This is a genomic window from Halobellus captivus (assembly GCF_007655485.1).
GTDB lineage: Archaea > Halobacteriota > Halobacteria > Halobacteriales > Haloferacaceae > Haloquadratum > Haloquadratum captivum.
The window spans coordinates 197,759-215,896 of the sequence record NZ_VJXQ01000003.1 but is presented as its reverse complement, the minus strand read 5'-3'; the positions used below and the strand labels follow the sequence as shown (position 1 = coordinate 215,896).

Below are 18,138 nucleotides of genomic sequence, written 5' to 3'. Positions count from 1 at the left end.
TGTTTATATATTGTTTTGTCCCACGAGTGTGTAAAGGTCTATTACGCCGAATGGCGATGTTTCGGGCGATGGAACTTCGGGAGTTCATCGACGAGTTCGCCGAGGGAGACGCGGAAACCTCCCTCTCGATCGTCAACAGCGAACAGCCCCCGATGATCGCCCGAATGGTGAATTCGCTCTTCGAGGAGCAGACTGTCGACGTCTCGGAAGCCGCTCGGGTCCTCTCGGATTCGGACGTCGTCGAACTTCGGCGCGACGGCACGGTCGTTTCCCAGTCGGCGTTCAGCGACGTCCGCGATTCGGTACTCGCGGTCAATTCGGACCTCTATATCACCGGTTCTCGGCCGCTGAAAGCGGTGGAGACGCCCGCCGTGATCCGCGATCTCGAAGGGATCAAATTCAGCGTACGGGGCTATCCCGCCGGAACCAAAGGGAAACTCCTCCTCATCGAAATTTCCAGGTATATCGAGGCGAAGGCGCTTCGCCACGGCGAGGGCGAACTCCACACGGGGTTTCAGCGACTGTCGCGGATCGTCGACGAACGCGGAACCGAGCGCGCCTACGAGACGCTCTCGGAGACCGACCTCGACGTCCACGTGTACGGAATCGGTGACGCGGACGCCCTCTCGTCACACGACGTCACCGTGCACAACCAAGACGTAGCGGAACTCCGCAGCGGCTGGTTCGTCGTGTTCGCTCCCCCGACAGACTCCGATGCGACCGGCGCGGCACTCATTGCGTTCACCGACGACAACGTCGAGTGGGACGGGATCTGGGTGATCGACACCGAGGCCGCCCGGCGGGTTGCAGCGTACCTTTCCGCCGAGTACGGCGCAGAATAGCTCCGTTTGTCTCCGTTTCAACCGGACTGACGCACGTCGAACCCCTTCGTGAGTTCGTTGTGCTTGCGTTCGAGGAACGAGTACACCGCGCCGTGCGGCGCGCCGTCGAGGATCATCCCGACGGCGCGACGGACGGCCTCGACCTCCTCCGGCTGTCCGATGACGCCGAGGGTCGTTCCCTTGATGACGACTTCCGCGCCCGTGAGCTCTTCCATCAGCTCTCTGGTTCGGCCGTTTTCGCCGATGAGCCGTCCCTTCTGTCGCTTGAGGTCGTTCTTGTTTCGGGTGTGCGATTCGAGGTCGACGAGTTCGAACGTCCGGAGCTCACCGTCGAGCAGCGACAGCGCCGACTCGGGCGTGAATCCCCGTCCGATCGCCCGGACGATGTCGGGGGCGATCATTCCGCTGACGGGATCGCCGACGTCGTCGATCGCGACCGACCCGCTCTCGGAGTCGATGTCGAGGCGAACCTCGGCCCGCGATTCGATCTCGCGCATCGTCTCACCGCCCTCGCCGATGAGGACGCCGATGCGGTCCTGCGGGACCTTCACGTGTTTCATACGGCCGAATACCCGGTGGAGCCGTTTAAGCGTTTGTTCGTGAGACGGTTCCACAGCACGCGGCGTTACGTCTCCGGGCCGGTGCCGTCATCCCGATCGGGCGTTCCGCTCGGATCCGCTTCGACCGCAGTGACGAACTCGTACAACTCCTCGCTCGTTACTTCGAGGCCCTGGCGGCCGAAGAACGCGGCCACGTTGCGGCAGTCGCGGCGGAGAAACTCCTCGGCGTTCGGGTGGTGGACGGTCACCGCCTGGCCGAGGTCGATCACGACGAGTTCGCCGTCGTGGATGATCATATTGTACTCCGAGAGGTCGCCGTGGACGAGCCCTGCGGCGTGGAGGCGACGCATATACTCGCGGACGACCTCGTAGGCCGTCTCGGGGTTTTCCACCTCGACTTCGGCCAGCCTGCGCGCTCTGTCCTCGACGAGGCCGACGAGTTCCATCACGAGGACGTTACGCTCGACGGCGATCGGTTCGGGGACGCGGACGCCCGCCTGTCGGGCTCGGCTGAGGTTCGCGAACTCCTTTTGCGTCCACGCGAGCACGACCTGCTTCTTGTCGTTGCCGATCCCCTCGAATCTGGGATCCCCCTCCAGATACTCCCGCATCTGCCGGAAGTTCGAGGCGTTGATCCGATAAATTTTGACGGCGACGTCCCGCTCGCTGTCGTCCTCGCTGCCGAGCGCCTCGTAGACGTTCGCCTCTTTGCCGGTCGAGATCGGCCCGCCGAAGGCCTCGATGTGACCGTCCTGGACGAGTTTGTAGATCGCCGCGAACGTGGCGTCGTCGAAAACCGACTGTTCGACTTTGAACTGATCGGCGTCTTTCAGCCGCTTGCGAAACTCGTCGAACTCGCGGTCCCGACGACGCGCGATTCGATCGGCCTCGGTGTCGGAGACGTCGATCTCTTCCCACTCGTCGCCGGGGGCGTTTTCGTCGTCGGTCGCCAAAAAGCCGTACTCGTCGGAGTCTATCACTGAATGTGTCCTTCTTCGCGTAGCTGGTCGGCCTCGGATTTCTCGTAGCGCCAGGTGATGTCGCCCTTCTCGTCCTGCCAGTCCCACGGTTCGACGAGCACCACGTCGTCCTCGCGGATCCAGATGCGCTTTTGCATCCGACCGGGGATTCGCACGGTGCGTTCGACGCCGTCGGCACACCGGACTTTCACGCGGTTCGCTCCGAGCATGTCCGTGACGACGGCGAACACCTCGTCGTCGTCGGGCATCCGGAGGTCACGTCGCCCCCCGTTCTCGTCGTCGCTCATAGACCTGCGTTCGTCGCGCCCCGGTTTAAGTTCTGCGAGAGCCGACGAAACGCCCGTACGCTCCGGTTCCCGCGGCTTGGTACGTTCCAGTTCCTGCGGCTTGGTACGTTCTGATTCCTGTGGCTTGGTACGTTCTGATTCCTGCCACTCGGTACATCCCGATTCGTGCCGCCCGCCCCCAACCGATCACGAGCGGTCCGCCGTCCACCAGACGACACGCTCATAGGCGTCCCCTCGGTAGCGGCCGACATGGCTACTGACACGCTGCTCGTCTCCGGCGGCCGGGTGTTGCGTCCGGACGCCACGCTCACGGATGCGGACGTGCTGATCGATCGCGACGGAGGCCGAATCGAGGCGATTGGACCGGACCTCGCGGCCGAGTACGACATCGGCGGGACGCTCGACGCCTCCGGGGGTCTCGTGATGCCCGGCCTCGTGAACGCGCACACGCACGTCGCGATGACGTTGCTCCGCGGGTACGCCGACGACAAACCGCTGGACGCGTGGCTCCGAGAGGACATCTGGCCCGCGGAGGCCGAACTCACCGCCGAAGACGTTCGCGCCGGGACGGAGCTCGGGCTCCTCGAGATGATTCGCTCGGGAACGACGACGTTCGCGGATATGTACTTCCACGTGCCCGAAATCGTCGAGGCCGTCGATCGAGCGGGGATGCGCGCCCGCGTCGGTCACGGCGTCGTCACGGTCGGCAAGGACGAAGACGCCGCTCGCGCGGACGTCGAGGAGAGTCTCGACGTCGCTCGGGAGTACGACGGCGCAGCGGACGGGCGGATCCGGACAGCCGTGATGCCGCACTCCCTGACGACGGTCGACGAGACGCTCCTTCGCGAGGCAGTCGCTGCGGCACGCGAGGACGGGATTCCGGTACACACGCACGCGAACGAGACGCGCGACGAGGTAGATCCGATCGTCGAGGACCGCTCGGAGCGACCGCTCGCGTACGCAGACGATATCGGCCTGCTCTCGGAGGTCGACTTTCTCGCGCACGGCGTCCACGTCGACGACAGCGAGATCGACCTCCTCGCCGAGCGCGGGACCGCAGTCGTCCACTGTCCGGCGTCGAATATGAAGCTCGCCTCGGGAATCGCGCCCGTGCAGAAGCTGCTCGACGCTGGCGTGACCGTCGGTCTCGGCACCGACGGGGCCGCCTCGAACAACGACCTCGACCTGTTCGACGAACTCCGGGACGCCGCGATGATCGGTAAGCTCGGCGCTGACGACGCGTCGGCGGTGCCCGCCGAAGCGGCGGTGAATATGGCGACGCAGGGCGGCGCGGCGGCGCTGTCACTTCCCGGTGGACGGGTCGAAGTCGGTGCCGCCGCGGACCTCGCGGTCGTCGACCTCGACGCCCCGCACCTCGCACCCGCCCACGACCTCGTCAGTCACCTCGCGTACGCCGTCCGCGGCTCCGACGTCCGGCACACGGTCTGCGACGGACAGATTTTGATGCGTGATCGGGAGGTACTCACCCTCGACGAACGGGCGGTCGTCGAGACGGCGCGACAGCGCGCTGTCGACCTCGTCGCTCGCGCGGAGCGATAGCTGACGGCGCGGCGCTCTCCCCCGAAAGATTCCTCATCAAATCGGGGAGACTGAGAATCAACGCAAAGAGACCGAGGATCGAGGCCACCTAACGGATGAGTATCCGGGAATCGGGATGATATCCCAACAAGTTTCTGATCGAATCCGCAGCGATACGAGAAGCTAACCGGCGGCGTACGCCGGTTGTTAGATGACGCGGTTCTGGAGGTAGTCCAGGTGCTTCGCGTTGTAGACGATCTGCACCTCGTCGGCCGCCGGCGACCCGATGCAGGTCAGGCGGACGTTTTTCTCTTCGACTTCCTCGTCGGAGAGGATCTGCTGCATATCCATATCGATCTCGCCCTCTGTGAGGATCGCCGCGCAGTTCGCACAGGCACCGGCGCGGCACGAGAAGGGCCAGTCGTAGCCCTGCGCCTCGGCGGCTTCGAGGATATACTCGCCCTGGTTGACTTCGAGGGAACCGTAATCCTCGTCGTCGAGTCCGGCGTCCGAGGCCTTCTCGAAGAGGTCGTCGTCGTCCATATCCCAGCCCTGGTCATCCAGCACTTCGTAATTGAGGTATTCTACGGTAGGCATCAGCATCCGATTTGTATGCCATCCCATTAGACTTTGCTGTTCAGTTCCCCCTCGTGAGCCGATTACTACCAAATGACTGTCTGGTTTCGGCCGAAACCACGCTACAATGCGAAAGATGGTCCGTCGATTCTTCAGGGGACTCAAAGAGCGGTCGTCGCAAAGAGCAGATAGGAGGCGACGGCCGACAGACTGGGCGTGAGGAGCCAAAAGAAGATCACGCGACCGGTCGTCCCGGGATCGAACAGATCCGTTCCGCCGAGGTCCCGCGCGGATTCCTCGCCGACGCGGGGGACCGTCTCGCTGGTTTCCGTCGTCAACGCGTCCACGGACATCTCCGGCGCGTTGCCGCCGATGGCTTCCCCGATAGTGACCGTCCGCGTCGCCCTTCCCCACCCCAATCCGACGATGCACATCGTCGCTGAGACCGCCAGGCTCGCCGGGATACCCAGATACGAGAGCATCGTGATCAGCGACGCCGACACCGTTTCGACGACGAGCGCGGCCAAAATCGGCAGCTCCGTGAGGTCGTTTCCGACCGTGTCGAGCGTCCGTCTGGCGATGGTGAAGGCGCCGAGTCCGATCGCACCGGCGGCCAGAAAGATCCCGCCGTTCATCGACACCGCCCCGTTGCCGACCAATGGAGCGACGGCGTTCGCCGCGTTCGACGCACCCGCCGAGTAGGCCATATAACAGGCGATGACGACGACGAGCACGACGCTACCGAGCTCTCTGGGCGTCGTGTTCGGACCGAGTCGAGGGCGCGGGACCGCGCCCTCGCGGTCGAAGACGACGATCGGACCCGGAGAGCGGTCGAGTTTCAACCTCGCATCGAGGTGCGGGTAGACGTAACGGCCGATCACCGCGCAGATCCAGAAGGCGATCACCGGGGCGACGATCCACCACGAGATGATTTCGAGCATCACCGCCTCGTTCAGCGTCCCGGAGGCGATGCCGAGCCCGGCGATAGAGCCGACGGCGGTCATCGACGTCGACGCCGGGACGCCGAAGGTGTTCGAGACGAGCAGCGCGAGGCCGACGAAGAAGAGGACGGCCACGCTCGCGGCGAGCGTGAACTCGCTCTGCGGGACGATCCGACCGCCCATCGTCGCGATGACCTCCCGCCCGGCGGTCCACGCGCCCAAGAGCGCGAACGCGGTCATCAGCGCCGCCGCGGCCAGTTTCGAGACGAGGTCGCTCCCCACCGCCGGGCCGAAGGCGACGCCGGTCGAGGAGCCGCCGATGTTGAACCCGACGAAGACCGCCACCAGCAGGCCGACGACGAGGAGTGTTTCGACCACGGGTGAACCGTTTACCATACCGGGAAAAAAGCGTCACTATTAGCGCAGCGTCGGCACGAATGCCGATCCGGAGGAATGTAAGATCAGGGGTGAGAGCGATAGTGACGGTGAGCCACCGCCCGCCCGTCCCGCAACTCAGTTCGTCGCCGATTCGATCGCCTGCTCCAGGTCGGCGATGATGTCGCCGACGTCCTCGATGCCGACCGACAGGCGAACCATATCGGGCGTCACGCCCGCCGCTTCCTGTTCCGCTTCGGTGAGCTGCTGGTGCGTCGTCGACGCCGGATGGATCACGAGCGTCTTCGCGTCGCCGACGTTCGCGAGCAACGAGGCGAGTTCGACGTTATCGACGGTGTCGCGGGCGGCGTCGTACCCCGCTTCGAGACCGAAGGTGATCATCCCGCCGTAGCCGCCGTCGAGGTACTCGCTTGCCTCTTCGTGGGTCTCGTGGCTCTCCAGGCCGGGGTAGTTGATCCACGAGACGGCGTCGTGGTCTTCGAGGAACTCCGCGACGGCCATCGCGTTCTCGCAGTGCCGATCCATCCGCATCGGCAGCGACTCGAGTTTCTCGATGGTGTTCCACGCGTCGAACGGCGATTGGGCGTTCCCGAGGTCGCGCAGGCCGCGCGCGATGGCCGCGTACGTGAACGCCGCGTCGCCAAAGCGCTCGGAGAAATTGACGCCGTGGTAAGCGGGGTTCGACGCGCCGATTTCCGGATACTTTTCGGCGTGTTCGCTCCAGGGGAACGAGCCCCCGTCGACGAGGACACCGCCGATCGTCGTCCCGGCGCCGTGGATCCACTTCGTCGTGGAGTCCCACACCAGGTCGGCGCCGTGCTCGATCGGCCGACAGAGATAGGGCGTCGCGAACGTGTTGTCGACGAGCAGCGGAGCGTCGTGCTCGTGCGCGATGTCGGCGATCCGCTGGATGTCGGGCGTGACGAGCGCCGGATTGCCGATCGTCTCGAAGTGAACGTAGGCGGTGTCCTCGTCGATCGCTTCCTCGTACGCCTCGTAATCGAGCGTGTCGACAAACTTGGTCGTGACGCCGCGGCGCTCGACAGTGTGCGTGAAGTACGTGTATGTGCCGCCGTACAGCGACGACGCCGTGACAATGTTGTCCCCAGCCGAGGCCAGGAGGAACGTCGCGAGGTCGAGCGCGGCCATCCCCGACGACGTCGCCGCCGCGCCGATCCCGCCTTCGAGCGACGCGAGTCGCTCCTGCAGCGTCGCGACCGTCGGATTCATCAGTCGACTGTAGATGAACCCCTCCTTTTCCAGTGCAAACTGCCCGGCCGCGTCCTCCGCGTCGTCGAAGACGTACGAGGTCGTCTGATAGATCGGCGGTGCGCGCGCTCCGGTCGCCGAATCGGGTTCCTGCCCCGCGTGGAGGCTTCGCGTCCCGAATCCGAGCGGCGTGTCGTTTTCTTCGTCTGACATACACGGGCCTTCTCAGAGGAACGGCCTAACCGACGTGACGTGAGCAAATTCCGCCGCTATCTGCGACGGACATCCAGAAACGTTCGAACAGGGGCCGCTCAGGGGACCGATCGGTCGCCGATCCACGCGCCCGCGAACAACAGTCCGAGCGCGACGATGCCGACGCCGAGTATGCCGACGTTTCCGACGCCGCCAGCCGCAACGGGTTGTCCGAGTGCGCCGTCGACACCGAGTGCGAGGACCGCGACGACACAGACGAGGACGACGCCACCGACGGATACAGCGAGCGAGCGCCCCCGCCCGAGGAGGACGGCGACGCCGCCGAGGACGAAGACCGCTCCGACGAGTGCGCCCGCGGAAGCGACGCTCACCACCGCGCCCGACGCGAGGAGATCGACGCCGCGAGCACCGTCGCGGAACGCGAGCGGCGCGAACAGGCTGACCCACGCGAGCGCGCCGCCCGCGATGGCGACCGCGAGACCGACGAGTCGTGCCAGGAGGTCGGCGGGAGACATACGCCAGCGGACGGGGCGGATCGAAAAGTGTGTTCGGGTTTGCGCGCTCTCCGTGGAGCGGCACGAACGCACGCCCTCACTGACTGAACAGGGACGCGTGCACGGGCGCGAAGTCGTTGCCGGTGTCGGGGTCGGGGTCGTCGGTGTCGTGAACGGCGCGTCCTTCGACGCCCGCGTCGATGAAGTCCCGGAGCGGCGGGCCGACCTTCTCCGGTGCCACGAGGAAGGCGTCGTGGCCGTGGTCCGACTCGATGACGTGGTGGGCCACCGGGACGTCGTTCGCGCGGAACGCGCTCGCGAGCGATTCGGACTGCTGGGTGGTGAAGTGCCAGTCGCCGGTGAAAGAGAGCAACAGCGCCTCGCCCTCGTAGGCCGCGAGCGCGCGGGCGTCGTCCTCGTAGCCCTCCGCGAGGTCGTAGTCGTCCATCGCGCGGGTGAGGTACAGATACGAGTTCGCGTCGAAGCGGTCGACGAACTTCTCGGCCTGGTAGTCGAGGTACGACTCGACGTCGCGGTACGGGAAGAACGCCGCCGCGGGATCCGAGGGGAACGAGTCCCGGCGGGCGTCGCGACCGGCGGCCCGGCGGCCGAACTTCTGCTCCATCGAGGTCTTCGAGAGGTACATCACGTGGCCGATCTGGCGGGCGAGCGCGAGGCCGTCGGTCGGTGGGTTCTCTTGGTCGTAGTAGTTCCCGCCGTTCCAGTTCGGATCGGTCGTGATCGATCGGCGCGCGATGGCGTCGAGCGCCAGACACTGCGCGTCGAGCCGAGCGGCCGATGCGACGGAGACGACGCGATGGACGTCGTCCGGATAGCGCTTCGCCCAGTCGAGCGCGTTCATCCCGCCGACGCTGCCGCCGACGACCGCGTGGAGGCGGCCGACGCCGAGTTCGTCGAGGAGGAGTCGCTGCGCGCGCGTCCAGTCGCCGACGGTGACCGGCGGGAAGTCCGTGCCGTAGATCTCGCCCTCGGGGTCCTCCGAGGCGGGACCCGTCGTCCCGTAGCACGATCCGGGGATGTTCGCACAGACGACGTAGTACTCGTTGGTGTCGATCGCTTTTCCCGGTCCCACGATGTCGTTCCACCACGCGCGGGCCTGTCCGGCCGTCTCGGAGCCGTAGCCCGCGACGTTCTGGCTGCCGGTGAGCGCGTGACAGACGAGGACCGCGTTGCTCCCGGACTGCGCCCGGTCGCTGGCGGAGCTTTGCTCCGCGCTGTCCCCGTCGAACTCGCCGTAGGTCTCGTAGGCGACCTCGAGGTTCTCGATCTCGTCGCCGCAGGCGAAGTCGAAACGACCGATCTCGACCGTGCCGCTGTCGGCCTTCATCGTGTCTCAGCCCCGTTTTCGGTGTCTGATTCCGAACTGTACCGGTTCGCCGCTTCCGAACCGTTCCGATTCTCCCCCTCCGAATCGTTTCGGCTCGCCGTTCGAATCGCCCGATCGAGGTCGGAAATCACGTCGTCGACGTCCTCAATGCCGACCGACAGGCGAAGCATCTCGGGGGAGAGCCCCGCGGCGCGCTGTTCGTCTTCCGAAAGTTGGGCGTGCGTCGTCGACGCCGGATGAATGATGAGCGTCTTCGCGTCGCCGATGTTCGCGAGGAACGAGGCGAGTTGGGTCTCCTCGCAGGTCCGCTTGGCCGCCTCGAAGCCCGCCGCGAGACCGAACGTGACCATTCCGCCGAACTCGCCGTCGCCCGTGTCGGCGCTCCGGTCTCCGGATCCCAGGTACCGACACGCGTTCTCGTGTGTCGGGTGTTCCGCAAAGCCCGGATACGACACCCAGGCGACGTCGTCGTGCGCTTCGAGGAATGTCGCCACCCCGCGGGCGTTCTCGCAGTGTCGCTGCATCCGCAGCGGGAGCGTCTCCAACCCCTGGATCGTCTGCCACGCGTCGAAGGGCGACTGCTGGTTGCCGAGCGTCCGGAGCGCGCGCTGGCGGGCGGCGTTCGCGAACGCGGCCTCGCCGTAGCGCTCGACGAAGTCGATGCCGAACGCGGGGTTCGTTCCGGAAAGCTCGTCGTAGTCGGCGTGCTCCCACGGGAAGGTGCCGCCGTCGACGAGGATCCCGCCGATTGTCGTCCCCGAGCCGTGAATCCACTTCGTCGTCGACTCCCAGACGATGTCGGCGCCGTGTTCGAGCGGCCGACAGAGGTAGGGGGTCGCGAAGGTGTTGTCGACGACGAGCGGCGCGGCGTTGGCGTGAGCGACCTCGGCGAGGCGCTCGAAATCGGGGGTCTTCAGCGAAGGGTTCGCGATCGTCTCGACGTGGACGAACGCGGTGTTCTCGTCGATTTGCTCGCCGTATTCATCGTAGTCGAGGGTGTCCACGACCCGGATGTCGATGCCCCTGCGCGCCGCCATCTTCGTGAGGTACGTCGCCGTCCCGCCGTACATATCCGACGAGGCGACGACGTTGTCGCCCGCGCTCGCGAGAATGCTCGTCGCCGAGTCCAGCGCGGCCATCCCCGACGCGGTCGCGACCGCCGCGACGCCGCCTTCGAGCGCCGCGAGCCGGTTCTCCAAAATCCGCGTCGTCGGGTTCGAGATCCGCGAGTAGACGTCGCCGTCGGCCGCGAGCGCATACAGATCGGCGGCGTGGTCGGCGTCGTCGAAAGCGTAGGAAGTCGTCTGGTAGATCGGCGGCGCTCGCGCGCCTGTCGCCTCGTCCGGCTCCTGACCGGCGTGCAGACTCCGGGTGTGGAAGCCATCGACCATACTATGTATAATACGCATATTCGTTCGCAGACTTATAACCAGCGGTTACGGCCCGCGGCGACACGTGATATCATTTCTCGCTCGGATGCGACACTGCGGTCGCAACGCTCTCGGTCGAGACGTCCGGCGGAGAAGAGAAACTGCAGAGTCGGGGTCAGTCGCTCGCGCCGTGGTTCACTCGGCGTCGAGTTCGTCTTCGGCGGCCTCCAGACCGGCCTCGACGTCGACGTCGACGCCCGCGTCGGCCATCGCTTCGCCGACCGTCCGGACACCGCGGAGGACGGCCTCGTCGGGCAGGCCGCCCATATTGCTCACGCGGAAGATCGTCCCTCCAAGGTGACCCTGCCCACCGGAGATGCTGACGTTTCTCGCGTCGACGCCGTCGAAGAACGCGTCGGCGTCGTCGCCGGAGACGTCCCCCGGCAGCGCCACGGCCGTGACGGTGTTCGATAGCTCCGTCTCGCCCGTCGGCGCGGCGAAGAGGTCCAGTCCCATCGACGTGAAACCAGCGCGGAACGCGGCGGCCTGTCGGCGGTGCCGGGCGATCCGGGTCGGCATCGTCTCCTCGACGATGTCCTCGACGGCGACGGCCATCGCGCGGAACAGCGGCACGGCGCTGGTAAAGGGCGTTTGGTGATCCCCGGCCTTCCGGAGGTGCCATTCGAGGTCCTGATAGAACGGCGCGGACTCGCCGTCGAGGTGTTCCTCGACCTCGCTCGTGACGTACATCGCGCTGATTCCGGGCGGGGCCGCGAGCGCCTTCTGGGAGTCGGTGATCGCGATGTCGACGTTCCACGCGTCGAGCGCGAAGGCGTCGCCGCCGATGGAGGTGACGCCGTCGACGACGAAGTGCGCGTCGTACGCCTCGGCGACCTCGCCGACGCCAGCGACGGGGTTCAGCAGCCCCGTGCTCGTCTCGTTGTGGACCATCGTCACGACGTCGGTCTCCTCGGTGACGACGGCGTGGACGTCCTCCAGCGGGATCGACTCGCCCCACGGGACCTCGACGCGCGTGACGTCGGCGTAGCGCTCGGCGATCCGCGCGAAGCGTCGGCCGAACTTCCCGTTGACGAGCGCGACGACGTGTCCCCCGTCCCCGACGAGGTTGGCGACGGACGCCTCCATTCCCATCGAAGCCGTTCCGTTGAGGATGAGCGAGGTTCCGCCCCCGGCGGTCGCCGTCGAGGACCCGTCGAGCGTCGACTGCTCGAAGATGTAGTCGAGACCGTCCTGTGCACGCTCATAGACCGCCTCGAACGCCGCGGACCGGTGCGAAACCATCGGCTCGTCCATCGCCGCCGACACCTCGTCGGTGATGGGCACCGGACCGGGGTTGAGGAGAAGGAAGTCCTCTTCCATACGCGGCGATTGCGGTCCGCAGGGATAAGCGATACGGGTTTCCGCCGACGTTGCGGGCGCTCGACGGCGTACACCCGAGTTCGACGTCTCCGTCTCCGTCCCCCTGACACGTCCCCGGCGTCCGACGAAGCACCTAACTGCCCTGCATCCGATCCGCCGATAGAATGAGCGACGACGCGTCGTCGACGAATCCCGACTCCGAACGCATCGACGACGAGGGCGGCGACTCCGAACGCGAACCGGCACTCGCGCACGCCGATCCGGATAACCCCTATCTCCGCGACCCCGACACCGACTTCGCGCCGATCGAGGCGCTGACCCCCGAGGATGCCGAGACGGAGGCGGCGCAGCTCAGGGACGCGATCCGCGAGCACGACCACCGCTACTACGTCTTGGCCGATCCGCTGATCTCCGATCGCGCGTACGACGAACTGTTCTCGCGGCTGCAAGAGCTCGAAGACGCGTTCGACCTCGACACCGAGACGAGTCCGACGCGACGCGTCGGCGGGGAGCCGCTGGGCGAACTCGCGACGGTCGAACACCGCGCGCCGATGCTCTCGATCGAGCAGTCGACCGACGCCGACGAGCTACGGGAGTTCGATCGCCGCGTGCGCGAGGCCGTCGGCGATATCGACTACGTTTGTGAACCCAAATTCGACGGACTCTCCGTGGAAGTCGTCTACGAGGACGGCGAGTACGTGCGCGCGGCGACCCGCGGCGACGGGCGGCGCGGCGACGACGTGACCGAGCAGGTGCGGACGGTCCGCTCGGTCCCCCTGCGGCTTCGCGGCGACTACCCCGACTCGCTGGCGGTCCGCGGAGAGGTGTTTATGCCGCGAGACGCGTTCCGCGAGCACAACCGCGAGCGCGTCGAGCGCGACGAGGAACCCTTCGCGAACCCCCGGAACGCCGCCGCGGGGACGCTCCGACAACTCGACCCGAGCGTCGTCGCCGACCGACCGCTCGACTGTTTCTTCTACGACGTGTTGGACGCGAGCGAGGTCCCGGCGAGCCAGTCCGAAACGCTCGATCGGCTCCGCGAGTGGGGACTCCACGTCAACGACCGCGTCGAGGCTGTCGGATCGATCGAGGCGGCAGTCGACTACCGCGACGCGCTGCTCGAAGACCGCGAGGACCTGAACTACGAGATCGACGGCACCGTCATCAAGGTCGACGCCCGCGACGCGAGAGAGCGGTTGGGCGCGACCAGCCGCGCCGTCCGCTGGGCGTTCGCCTACAAGTTCCCGCCGCGCGCGGAGGTCACGCGCATCACGGACATCGTCGTCCAGGTCGGCCGAACGGGCCGTCTGACTCCCGTCGCCCTCCTCGAACCGGTCGACGTGGGCGGCGTCACCGTCTCTCGCGCGTCGCTGCACAACCCCGAGGAGATCGAACGCCTCGGCGTCGACGTCGGCGACGAGGTGCGCGTCCGACGCGCGGGCGACGTCATCCCGGAAGTCGCCGAAGTGATCGAAAAGCGCGCCGCGGGGACGTTCGACTTCCCCGAGATGTGCCCGGTCTGCGACAGCCCCGTCGAGCGCGACGGCCCGCTGGCGTTCTGCACGGGCGGACTCACCTGCGACGCGCAGTTGGTCCGCGCGATCGTACACTACGGGAGCCGCAGCGCGCTCGACATCGACGGACTCGGCGAGGAGCGCGTCGAACAGCTCGTCGACGCGGGCGTGCTGACGTCGCTCCCGGATCTCTATCGGCTGTCGGTCGCCGACCTCGCGGCGCTGGACGGCTGGGGCGAAACGAGCGCGCGGAACCTCGTCGACGCGGTCGACGCCACGCGAACCCCGCCGCTCACGGATTTCCTCGTCGCGCTCGGGATCCCGGAAGTCGGCGGCAGCACGGCTCGAAACCTCGCACGGGCGTTCGGCGACCTCGACGGCGTGGCGGCGGCGACAGAAGAGGAGTTACAGACCGTCGACGACGTCGGACCGACCGTCGCCGCGCACATCGCCGAGTTCTTCGCGAACGAGCGGAACCGCGCGGTCGTCGAGGAACTTCGCGAGACCGGCGTCGAGCCCGAGTCGCTGGAAACAGACGACGAAAACGGCGGTCTCGACGGGCTGACGTTCGTCTTCACCGGGTCCCTCTCCGCGACGCGACGCGCCGCGCAGGAGTTGGTCGAACGGCACGGCGCGTCCGCGACGGGCAGCGTCTCGGGCACCACCGACTACCTCGTCGTCGGCGAGAACCCCGGGAGCACGAAGCGCGAGGACGCGGAGGCCAACGGCGTTCAGATGCTCGATGAGTCGGCATTCGCCGAACTGCTCGAAGCGCGAGGGATCGAGTACCCGCCGGTGGAGTAGGGTGACACCATATCGTTGCAAACGTCTGCATACTGACGGCCGTACTGACTTCCGGTCGGTCGAACTGCTCGTTGAATCGCCGTCTCGACTGCCGTTGGCTGCGCTCTGAGCGGCGGTGTATTTTTCAGTTCATTACTGCCGCTTGAGAGAGAGAGTTTCGCGTTCGATAGCCACTTCAAACGCCGATTAACCGCGCTTTGGGCGATTGTAACGGCTGTCGGTGGTAAGCGCTTGGTAACAAACTCGTCGGAGCGCCATCTTCGACCGATGCAAAAAGAGACCGCCGCGCTGACCCGTAGAACCGTGCTGTCCGCCGTCGGTGCCGGAATTGCCGCCGGGGCCGTCGGAACGGGCGTGACCGGCGAGGAGGACACGGACTACGTCCTCGAGCAGAACGGCGAATGCGTTCCGATCGAACCGATTCGGGGAGAGGTGCCCGTCGAAACCTTCTACGAGTACACGCTTCCGGAGGAGTACGTCTCCGAGGAGAACGGAGCGGTCACCGGTGACGGTCCGTCGTACTCGTCGGGAGGGACTACCGAGTGGCAACGAGCGCAGACGAGCATCGCGTTCCTCTATGAGGGGCCGGAGCAACTGAGCCTCGTCGTCGTCCACGGGAACGTGGAAACCGACGACGGCGGTTCGGTGACGTTCGAGATTTCCGGGCTCCCCGAGGGCGGCGAGTGGACCGTCAAGGACGACCTCTACCGAGACCCAGACACCGGCGAGATCGCCTCGACGAACTACGACCACTGGGACATCGAGGAAGCGGACCATACGATCGACTGGACGTGGGGCAGCAGCGGCACCGACGGCGGTGCGTTCGGTGGCCTCGGCGAGGACTTCGATATCGAGGTGGTTCCGGCGTTCAACGAGGCCGCTTACCTCTACGACGAGTACTATGAGGGGATCGTCACCGACTGGGAGTTCGTCTCCGGCGCAGAGGGCGAAGAGCGCATCTCGCTCGCGTTGGAGGATGCGCTCCGAATCGCGACTGGGAGCTGTGAGGACCCCGCGTCAGAACCGAGCGACGAGGACGACGAGGAGAAAGACGAGGACGACGAGGAGAAAGACGACAAGCGAGGGCGCGGACGAGGGCGCGGACGAGGGCGCGGACGAGGACACGAACGCGGTCGCAGACGAGGACACGACTAACGCAACAGTAAAATCGAAGCGAACCGCGAGCGCGATTTCCCGCCTACATAACTGGCGGCCCAGCGGACCGTAACGGAATTGGAGTCCTCACAGATCTGCGCGCTCGAACGCCCAGTATCCGACGGCGACGGGGACGACGATCCACGCCAGGAGGATCAAAAAGAGGAACCACCCCGAGAAATAGAACGGGATCGACTCCTGCAGAACCGGCGTCAGGACCGCTTGCTCACCGAATGCGGTGCTCACGAGACGTGCTTGTTCCGCGGGATAGTACAACTGCGCCGCGAGCGTCTCGTAGGTCTTCAGCGGATTCAGATATTTCAGGAACACCCCAATCTTCACCCGCAGCACCTCCGAGAGACTGCCCATACCGACCTGTTCGGCCGTGTAGTTCAGGAGCTTGGGGATTCCCTCTGAGATCGACCCCCAGAGAACGGCGAAGACCAGGTACAGCCCCATCGTCGCGAGCGTCGCCTCGCGGTTCGAGTCGGCGAGCGCCGAGAGGCTCAATCCGATGGAGACGAACGCGACCCCCAAGAGCGCGGTGAGCGCGATGTGCGGGACGAACGACCCGAGTTCCAGCCGCGTCCCGGTCGCCAGAAGCGTGAGAAACGTCACGAAGAAGCCGACGAGCAGCGCGACGACGACGACCGCGGAGCGGCCGACCAGCTTGCCGAGGACGGCGTCGAGCCGGGAGTTCGGCAGTGAGAGCAACAGCTTGATCGAACCGCTCTCGCGCTCTTCGGTGATCGATCCGTGCGACGTCGAGAGCGCGATGAAACCCAGCACCAACGCGAGCAGTCCCGGGAAGGAGAAGCTGAACACGCCCAGGTTGGCGAAGAAGCCGAACAGGTTCGAGACCTGTCGGGCGCCCGGTCCCAGGAGGACGCCGAAGAACAGCGCCGCGGCACCGCCGATGAAGAGCGCGAAAAACAGCGTCGAGCCGTGGAGCCACCGCGAGCGGATAGCGTCGCGGAACTCCTTGTTGGCGACCGCCTGCCAGCTCATCGCGGCACCTCCGTGTCTTCGGCCGCGGCGTGGGCCTCCGCTTCGTCGGTTTCCTCGTCGCTGGCTCCTGTACCGTCTGCATTCGCGTCCTCGTCGCGCTCGGTGTACGCGAGGAACAGATCTTCGAGCGAGGCCTCCTCGGTGGTGAAGTCGGTGACGCTGACGCCGCGATCCTCCAGTTCCGTGACGACTCGCGTCTTGGCGTCGCTGTCGCAGGCCACGCGGAGCGCGTCGTCGCCGTCGCGCTCGACGGTTTGAACGCCCGCGAGCGCACGGACGGCCGCGAGGACCCCGTCGTCGACTCGCTCGGAGACCGTGACCCGAAGCGTCGCGTCGGCGTCCGAGGCCGCTCGCAGTCCGTCGATGGAGTCGACCGCGACGAGCTCCCCCGCTCGGAGGATCCCGACGCGGTCGCAGACCGCCTCGACCTGCTCGAGGATGTGACTGGAGAAGAAGACGGTCGTCCCCCGTTCGGCCTCTTCGAGGACGATTTCACGCATCTCTTTCGCTCCGGCCGGATCGAGCCCCGAGGAGGGCTCGTCGAGGATCAGCAGGTCGGGCTCGCCGACGAGCGCCATCGCGAGCGCGAGTCGCTGGCGCATCCCCTTCGAGTAACCACCGGCCTGTCGGTCCGCGGCGTCGGCGAGTCCGACTCGCGCTAAGACGGCGTCGGGATCGGCGTCGACCTCCTTCGAGTCGATCGCGAACGCCACGTGTGCGCGACCGGTCAGCCGATCGTAGACGTCGAACCCCTCCGGAAGCACGCCGGTCCGATCCCGCACCGCGACGCTCTCTTCGCGCGCGTCGTTGCCGAGCACCGTCACCGTTCCGGACGTCGGGCGAACGAAGTCGAGCAGGAGATTGATGGTCGTCGACTTCCCCGCCCCGTTCGGGCCGAGGAACCCGAATATTTCCCCCTCCTCAACGGTGAGCGAGAGGTTCGAGACGGCGGTGACGTCCTCGAACCGCTTCGTCACTCCGTCGAGTTCGATAGCAGCCATAGGCGAGGGTTGTCAGGTCGGCGCATAAAGCGTTTGGTGAGAAAATCAGCGCTGAGACTCGGATGCCGCGTCGAACCGGTGCGATCAACGAACGTACCGACCGGAAACTCACACCTCGTCGTCGGGGCCGTACTGCTCGCGGACTCGCTCGACTTCGCTCGCGTAACGGTCTCTCGTTTCCCCGTCATCGACGGGTTCGAGATCCGAGGCGTCGACGTCGACAGCGGCGGTTGTACCGACGCCGCGCTGACGCATAATCGTCGTCGAGACCTGCTTTCGGTGCGCTTTCGAGCCATCCGGCGTGGCGTACACCGTATCGACGAGCCCCCGGTCCGTGTAGGTGCGTTCGACGAGCCAGCAGCGAACCGTCTCGTCGGTGTCGTCTCCGCTGTCTGCGTCGTCCGGGTGTCCTCCGTCGGGTGCGTCATCGTGCATACCTGAACTCGTCGATCGAACGGTTTGTAGCTGCCGTCCCTGTTACAAGGGGGTTCTCCGTGAGTGAGAGAATACGAGAGCGATTC

17 protein-coding genes are annotated in these 18,138 nt (G+C 66.1%); 4 read left to right on the top strand and 13 right to left on the bottom strand.

The annotated features are described in order from the left end of the window. Positions 1-68: 68 nt before the first annotated feature. Positions 69-842: a DICT sensory domain-containing protein gene (locus FJT57_RS10430; protein ID WP_144904911.1), complete on the top strand. Its 774-nt coding sequence runs from the start codon at positions 69-71 to the stop codon at positions 840-842. Positions 843-859: 17 nt separating this feature from the next. On the opposite strand, the gene FJT57_RS10425 is transcribed toward FJT57_RS10430, so the two are convergent. The 3 genes from FJT57_RS10425 to eif1A all read right to left on the bottom strand — a co-directional run bounded on the left by FJT57_RS10425 (position 860) and on the right by eif1A (position 2,669). Next, the gene (locus FJT57_RS10425) at positions 860-1,402 is read right to left on the bottom strand and encodes a KH domain-containing protein (protein ID WP_144904909.1); all 543 of its coding nucleotides are present in this window, start codon (positions 1,400-1,402) and stop codon (positions 860-862) included. 65 nt (positions 1,403-1,467) lie between these two features. Further along, on the bottom strand, positions 1,468-2,382 hold the full coding sequence (rio1, locus tag FJT57_RS10420) for a serine/threonine-protein kinase Rio1 (RefSeq protein WP_144904907.1): 915 nt from the start codon (positions 2,380-2,382) through the stop codon (positions 1,468-1,470). Then, the gene (eif1A, locus tag FJT57_RS10415) at positions 2,379-2,669 is read right to left on the bottom strand and encodes a translation initiation factor eIF-1A (protein WP_144904905.1); all 291 of its coding nucleotides are present in this window, start codon (positions 2,667-2,669) and stop codon (positions 2,379-2,381) included. Before eif1A ends, rio1 begins: the two co-directional genes overlap by 4 nt. Positions 2,670-2,918: 249 nt before the next feature. Between eif1A and FJT57_RS10410 the strand changes: the two genes are divergently transcribed. Beyond that, positions 2,919-4,229 carry an amidohydrolase gene (locus FJT57_RS10410; RefSeq protein WP_144904903.1) on the top strand — a complete coding sequence of 437 codons (1,311 nt, stop codon included), beginning with the start codon at positions 2,919-2,921 and terminating at the stop codon, positions 4,227-4,229. 186 nt (positions 4,230-4,415) lie between these two features. Here the strand turns inward: FJT57_RS10410 and fer are convergent, their stop codons facing one another. The 7 genes from fer to FJT57_RS10375 all read right to left on the bottom strand — a co-directional run bounded on the left by fer (position 4,416) and on the right by FJT57_RS10375 (position 12,135). After that, entirely contained in the window at positions 4,416-4,805 is a 390-nt protein-coding gene (fer, locus tag FJT57_RS10405) for a ferredoxin Fer (protein ID WP_144904901.1), read from the bottom strand. A 140-nt stretch (positions 4,806-4,945) separates the two neighbouring features. Then, a complete protein-coding gene (locus tag FJT57_RS10400; RefSeq protein WP_144904899.1) occupies positions 4,946-6,103 on the bottom strand; it encodes an inorganic phosphate transporter in 1,158 nt (385 codons plus the stop codon). Positions 6,104-6,238: 135 nt separating this feature from the next. After that, positions 6,239-7,543 carry an O-acetylhomoserine aminocarboxypropyltransferase/cysteine synthase family protein gene (locus FJT57_RS10395; RefSeq protein ID WP_144904897.1) on the bottom strand — a complete coding sequence of 435 codons (1,305 nt, stop codon included), beginning with the start codon at positions 7,541-7,543 and terminating at the stop codon, positions 6,239-6,241. 98 nt (positions 7,544-7,641) lie between these two features. Further along, positions 7,642-8,058 carry a hypothetical protein gene (locus tag FJT57_RS10390; protein ID WP_144904895.1) on the bottom strand — a complete coding sequence of 139 codons (417 nt, stop codon included), beginning with the start codon at positions 8,056-8,058 and terminating at the stop codon, positions 7,642-7,644. 76 nt (positions 8,059-8,134) lie between these two features. Next, positions 8,135-9,385 carry a homoserine O-acetyltransferase MetX gene (gene metX, locus FJT57_RS10385; protein ID WP_144904886.1) on the bottom strand — a complete coding sequence of 417 codons (1,251 nt, stop codon included), beginning with the start codon at positions 9,383-9,385 and terminating at the stop codon, positions 8,135-8,137. Further along, positions 9,382-10,776 (bottom strand): O-acetylhomoserine aminocarboxypropyltransferase/cysteine synthase family protein, encoded by a 1,395-nt coding sequence (locus FJT57_RS10380; RefSeq protein ID WP_144904885.1) that lies wholly within the window; start codon positions 10,774-10,776, stop codon positions 9,382-9,384. The genes metX and FJT57_RS10380 overlap by 4 nt, the downstream gene beginning before the upstream one ends. A gap of 174 nt (positions 10,777-10,950) precedes the next feature. Beyond that, on the bottom strand, positions 10,951-12,135 hold the full coding sequence (locus FJT57_RS10375) for a pyridoxal-phosphate-dependent aminotransferase family protein (protein ID WP_144904883.1): 1,185 nt from the start codon (positions 12,133-12,135) through the stop codon (positions 10,951-10,953). A gap of 164 nt (positions 12,136-12,299) precedes the next feature. On the opposite strand from FJT57_RS10375, the gene ligA reads away from it, so the two are divergent. Beyond that, positions 12,300-14,453, top strand: a complete 2,154-nt coding sequence (ligA, locus tag FJT57_RS10370; RefSeq protein WP_144904881.1) for an NAD-dependent DNA ligase LigA — start codon at positions 12,300-12,302, stop codon at positions 14,451-14,453. Between the two features lie 267 nt (positions 14,454-14,720). After that, positions 14,721-15,608 carry a hypothetical protein gene (locus FJT57_RS10365; RefSeq protein ID WP_144904879.1) on the top strand — a complete coding sequence of 296 codons (888 nt, stop codon included), beginning with the start codon at positions 14,721-14,723 and terminating at the stop codon, positions 15,606-15,608. An 87-nt stretch (positions 15,609-15,695) separates the two neighbouring features. Here the strand turns inward: FJT57_RS10365 and FJT57_RS10360 are convergent, their stop codons facing one another. The 3 genes from FJT57_RS10360 to FJT57_RS10350 form a co-directional block, all read right to left on the bottom strand. Further along, positions 15,696-16,616, bottom strand: coding sequence for an ABC transporter permease (locus tag FJT57_RS10360; RefSeq protein WP_144904877.1), 921 nt, complete (start codon positions 16,614-16,616; stop codon positions 15,696-15,698). Beyond that, complete coding sequence (locus FJT57_RS10355; RefSeq protein ID WP_144904875.1) at positions 16,613-17,617, bottom strand: ABC transporter ATP-binding protein; 1,005 nt, start codon at positions 17,615-17,617, stop codon at positions 16,613-16,615. The genes FJT57_RS10360 and FJT57_RS10355 overlap by 4 nt, the downstream gene beginning before the upstream one ends. Positions 17,618-17,725: 108 nt before the next feature. After that, positions 17,726-18,052, bottom strand: coding sequence for a hypothetical protein (locus FJT57_RS10350; RefSeq protein WP_144904873.1), 327 nt, complete (start codon positions 18,050-18,052; stop codon positions 17,726-17,728). Positions 18,053-18,138: the final 86 nt, after the last annotated feature.

Excerpts from the sequence above, each read along its gene's own strand:
- FJT57_RS10355 (WP_144904875.1), bottom strand. The coding sequence starts at position 17,617 with ATGGCTGCTATCGAACTCGACGGAGTGACGAAGCGGTTCGAGGACGTC.
- ligA (WP_144904881.1), top strand. The coding sequence starts at position 12,300 with ATGAGCGACGACGCGTCGTCGACGAATCCCGACTCCGAACGCATCGAC.
- FJT57_RS10390 (WP_144904895.1), bottom strand. The coding sequence starts at position 8,058 with ATGTCTCCCGCCGACCTCCTGGCACGACTCGTCGGTCTCGCGGTCGCC.
- FJT57_RS10430 (WP_144904911.1), top strand. The coding sequence starts at position 69 with ATGGAACTTCGGGAGTTCATCGACGAGTTCGCCGAGGGAGACGCGGAA.
- FJT57_RS10350 (WP_144904873.1), bottom strand. The coding sequence starts at position 18,052 with ATGCACGATGACGCACCCGACGGAGGACACCCGGACGACGCAGACAGC.
- FJT57_RS10375 (WP_144904883.1), bottom strand. The coding sequence starts at position 12,135 with ATGGAAGAGGACTTCCTTCTCCTCAACCCCGGTCCGGTGCCCATCACC.
- FJT57_RS10425 (WP_144904909.1), bottom strand. The coding sequence starts at position 1,402 with ATGAAACACGTGAAGGTCCCGCAGGACCGCATCGGCGTCCTCATCGGC.
- eif1A (WP_144904905.1), bottom strand. The coding sequence starts at position 2,669 with ATGAGCGACGACGAGAACGGGGGGCGACGTGACCTCCGGATGCCCGAC.
- fer (WP_144904901.1), bottom strand. The coding sequence starts at position 4,805 with ATGCCTACCGTAGAATACCTCAATTACGAAGTGCTGGATGACCAGGGC.
- FJT57_RS10395 (WP_144904897.1), bottom strand. The coding sequence starts at position 7,543 with ATGTCAGACGAAGAAAACGACACGCCGCTCGGATTCGGGACGCGAAGC.
- metX (WP_144904886.1), bottom strand. The coding sequence starts at position 9,385 with ATGAAGGCCGACAGCGGCACGGTCGAGATCGGTCGTTTCGACTTCGCC.
- FJT57_RS10410 (WP_144904903.1), top strand. The coding sequence starts at position 2,919 with ATGGCTACTGACACGCTGCTCGTCTCCGGCGGCCGGGTGTTGCGTCCG.
- FJT57_RS10380 (WP_144904885.1), bottom strand. The coding sequence starts at position 10,776 with ATGGTCGATGGCTTCCACACCCGGAGTCTGCACGCCGGTCAGGAGCCG.
- FJT57_RS10360 (WP_144904877.1), bottom strand. The coding sequence starts at position 16,616 with ATGAGCTGGCAGGCGGTCGCCAACAAGGAGTTCCGCGACGCTATCCGC.
- FJT57_RS10365 (WP_144904879.1), top strand. The coding sequence starts at position 14,721 with ATGCAAAAAGAGACCGCCGCGCTGACCCGTAGAACCGTGCTGTCCGCC.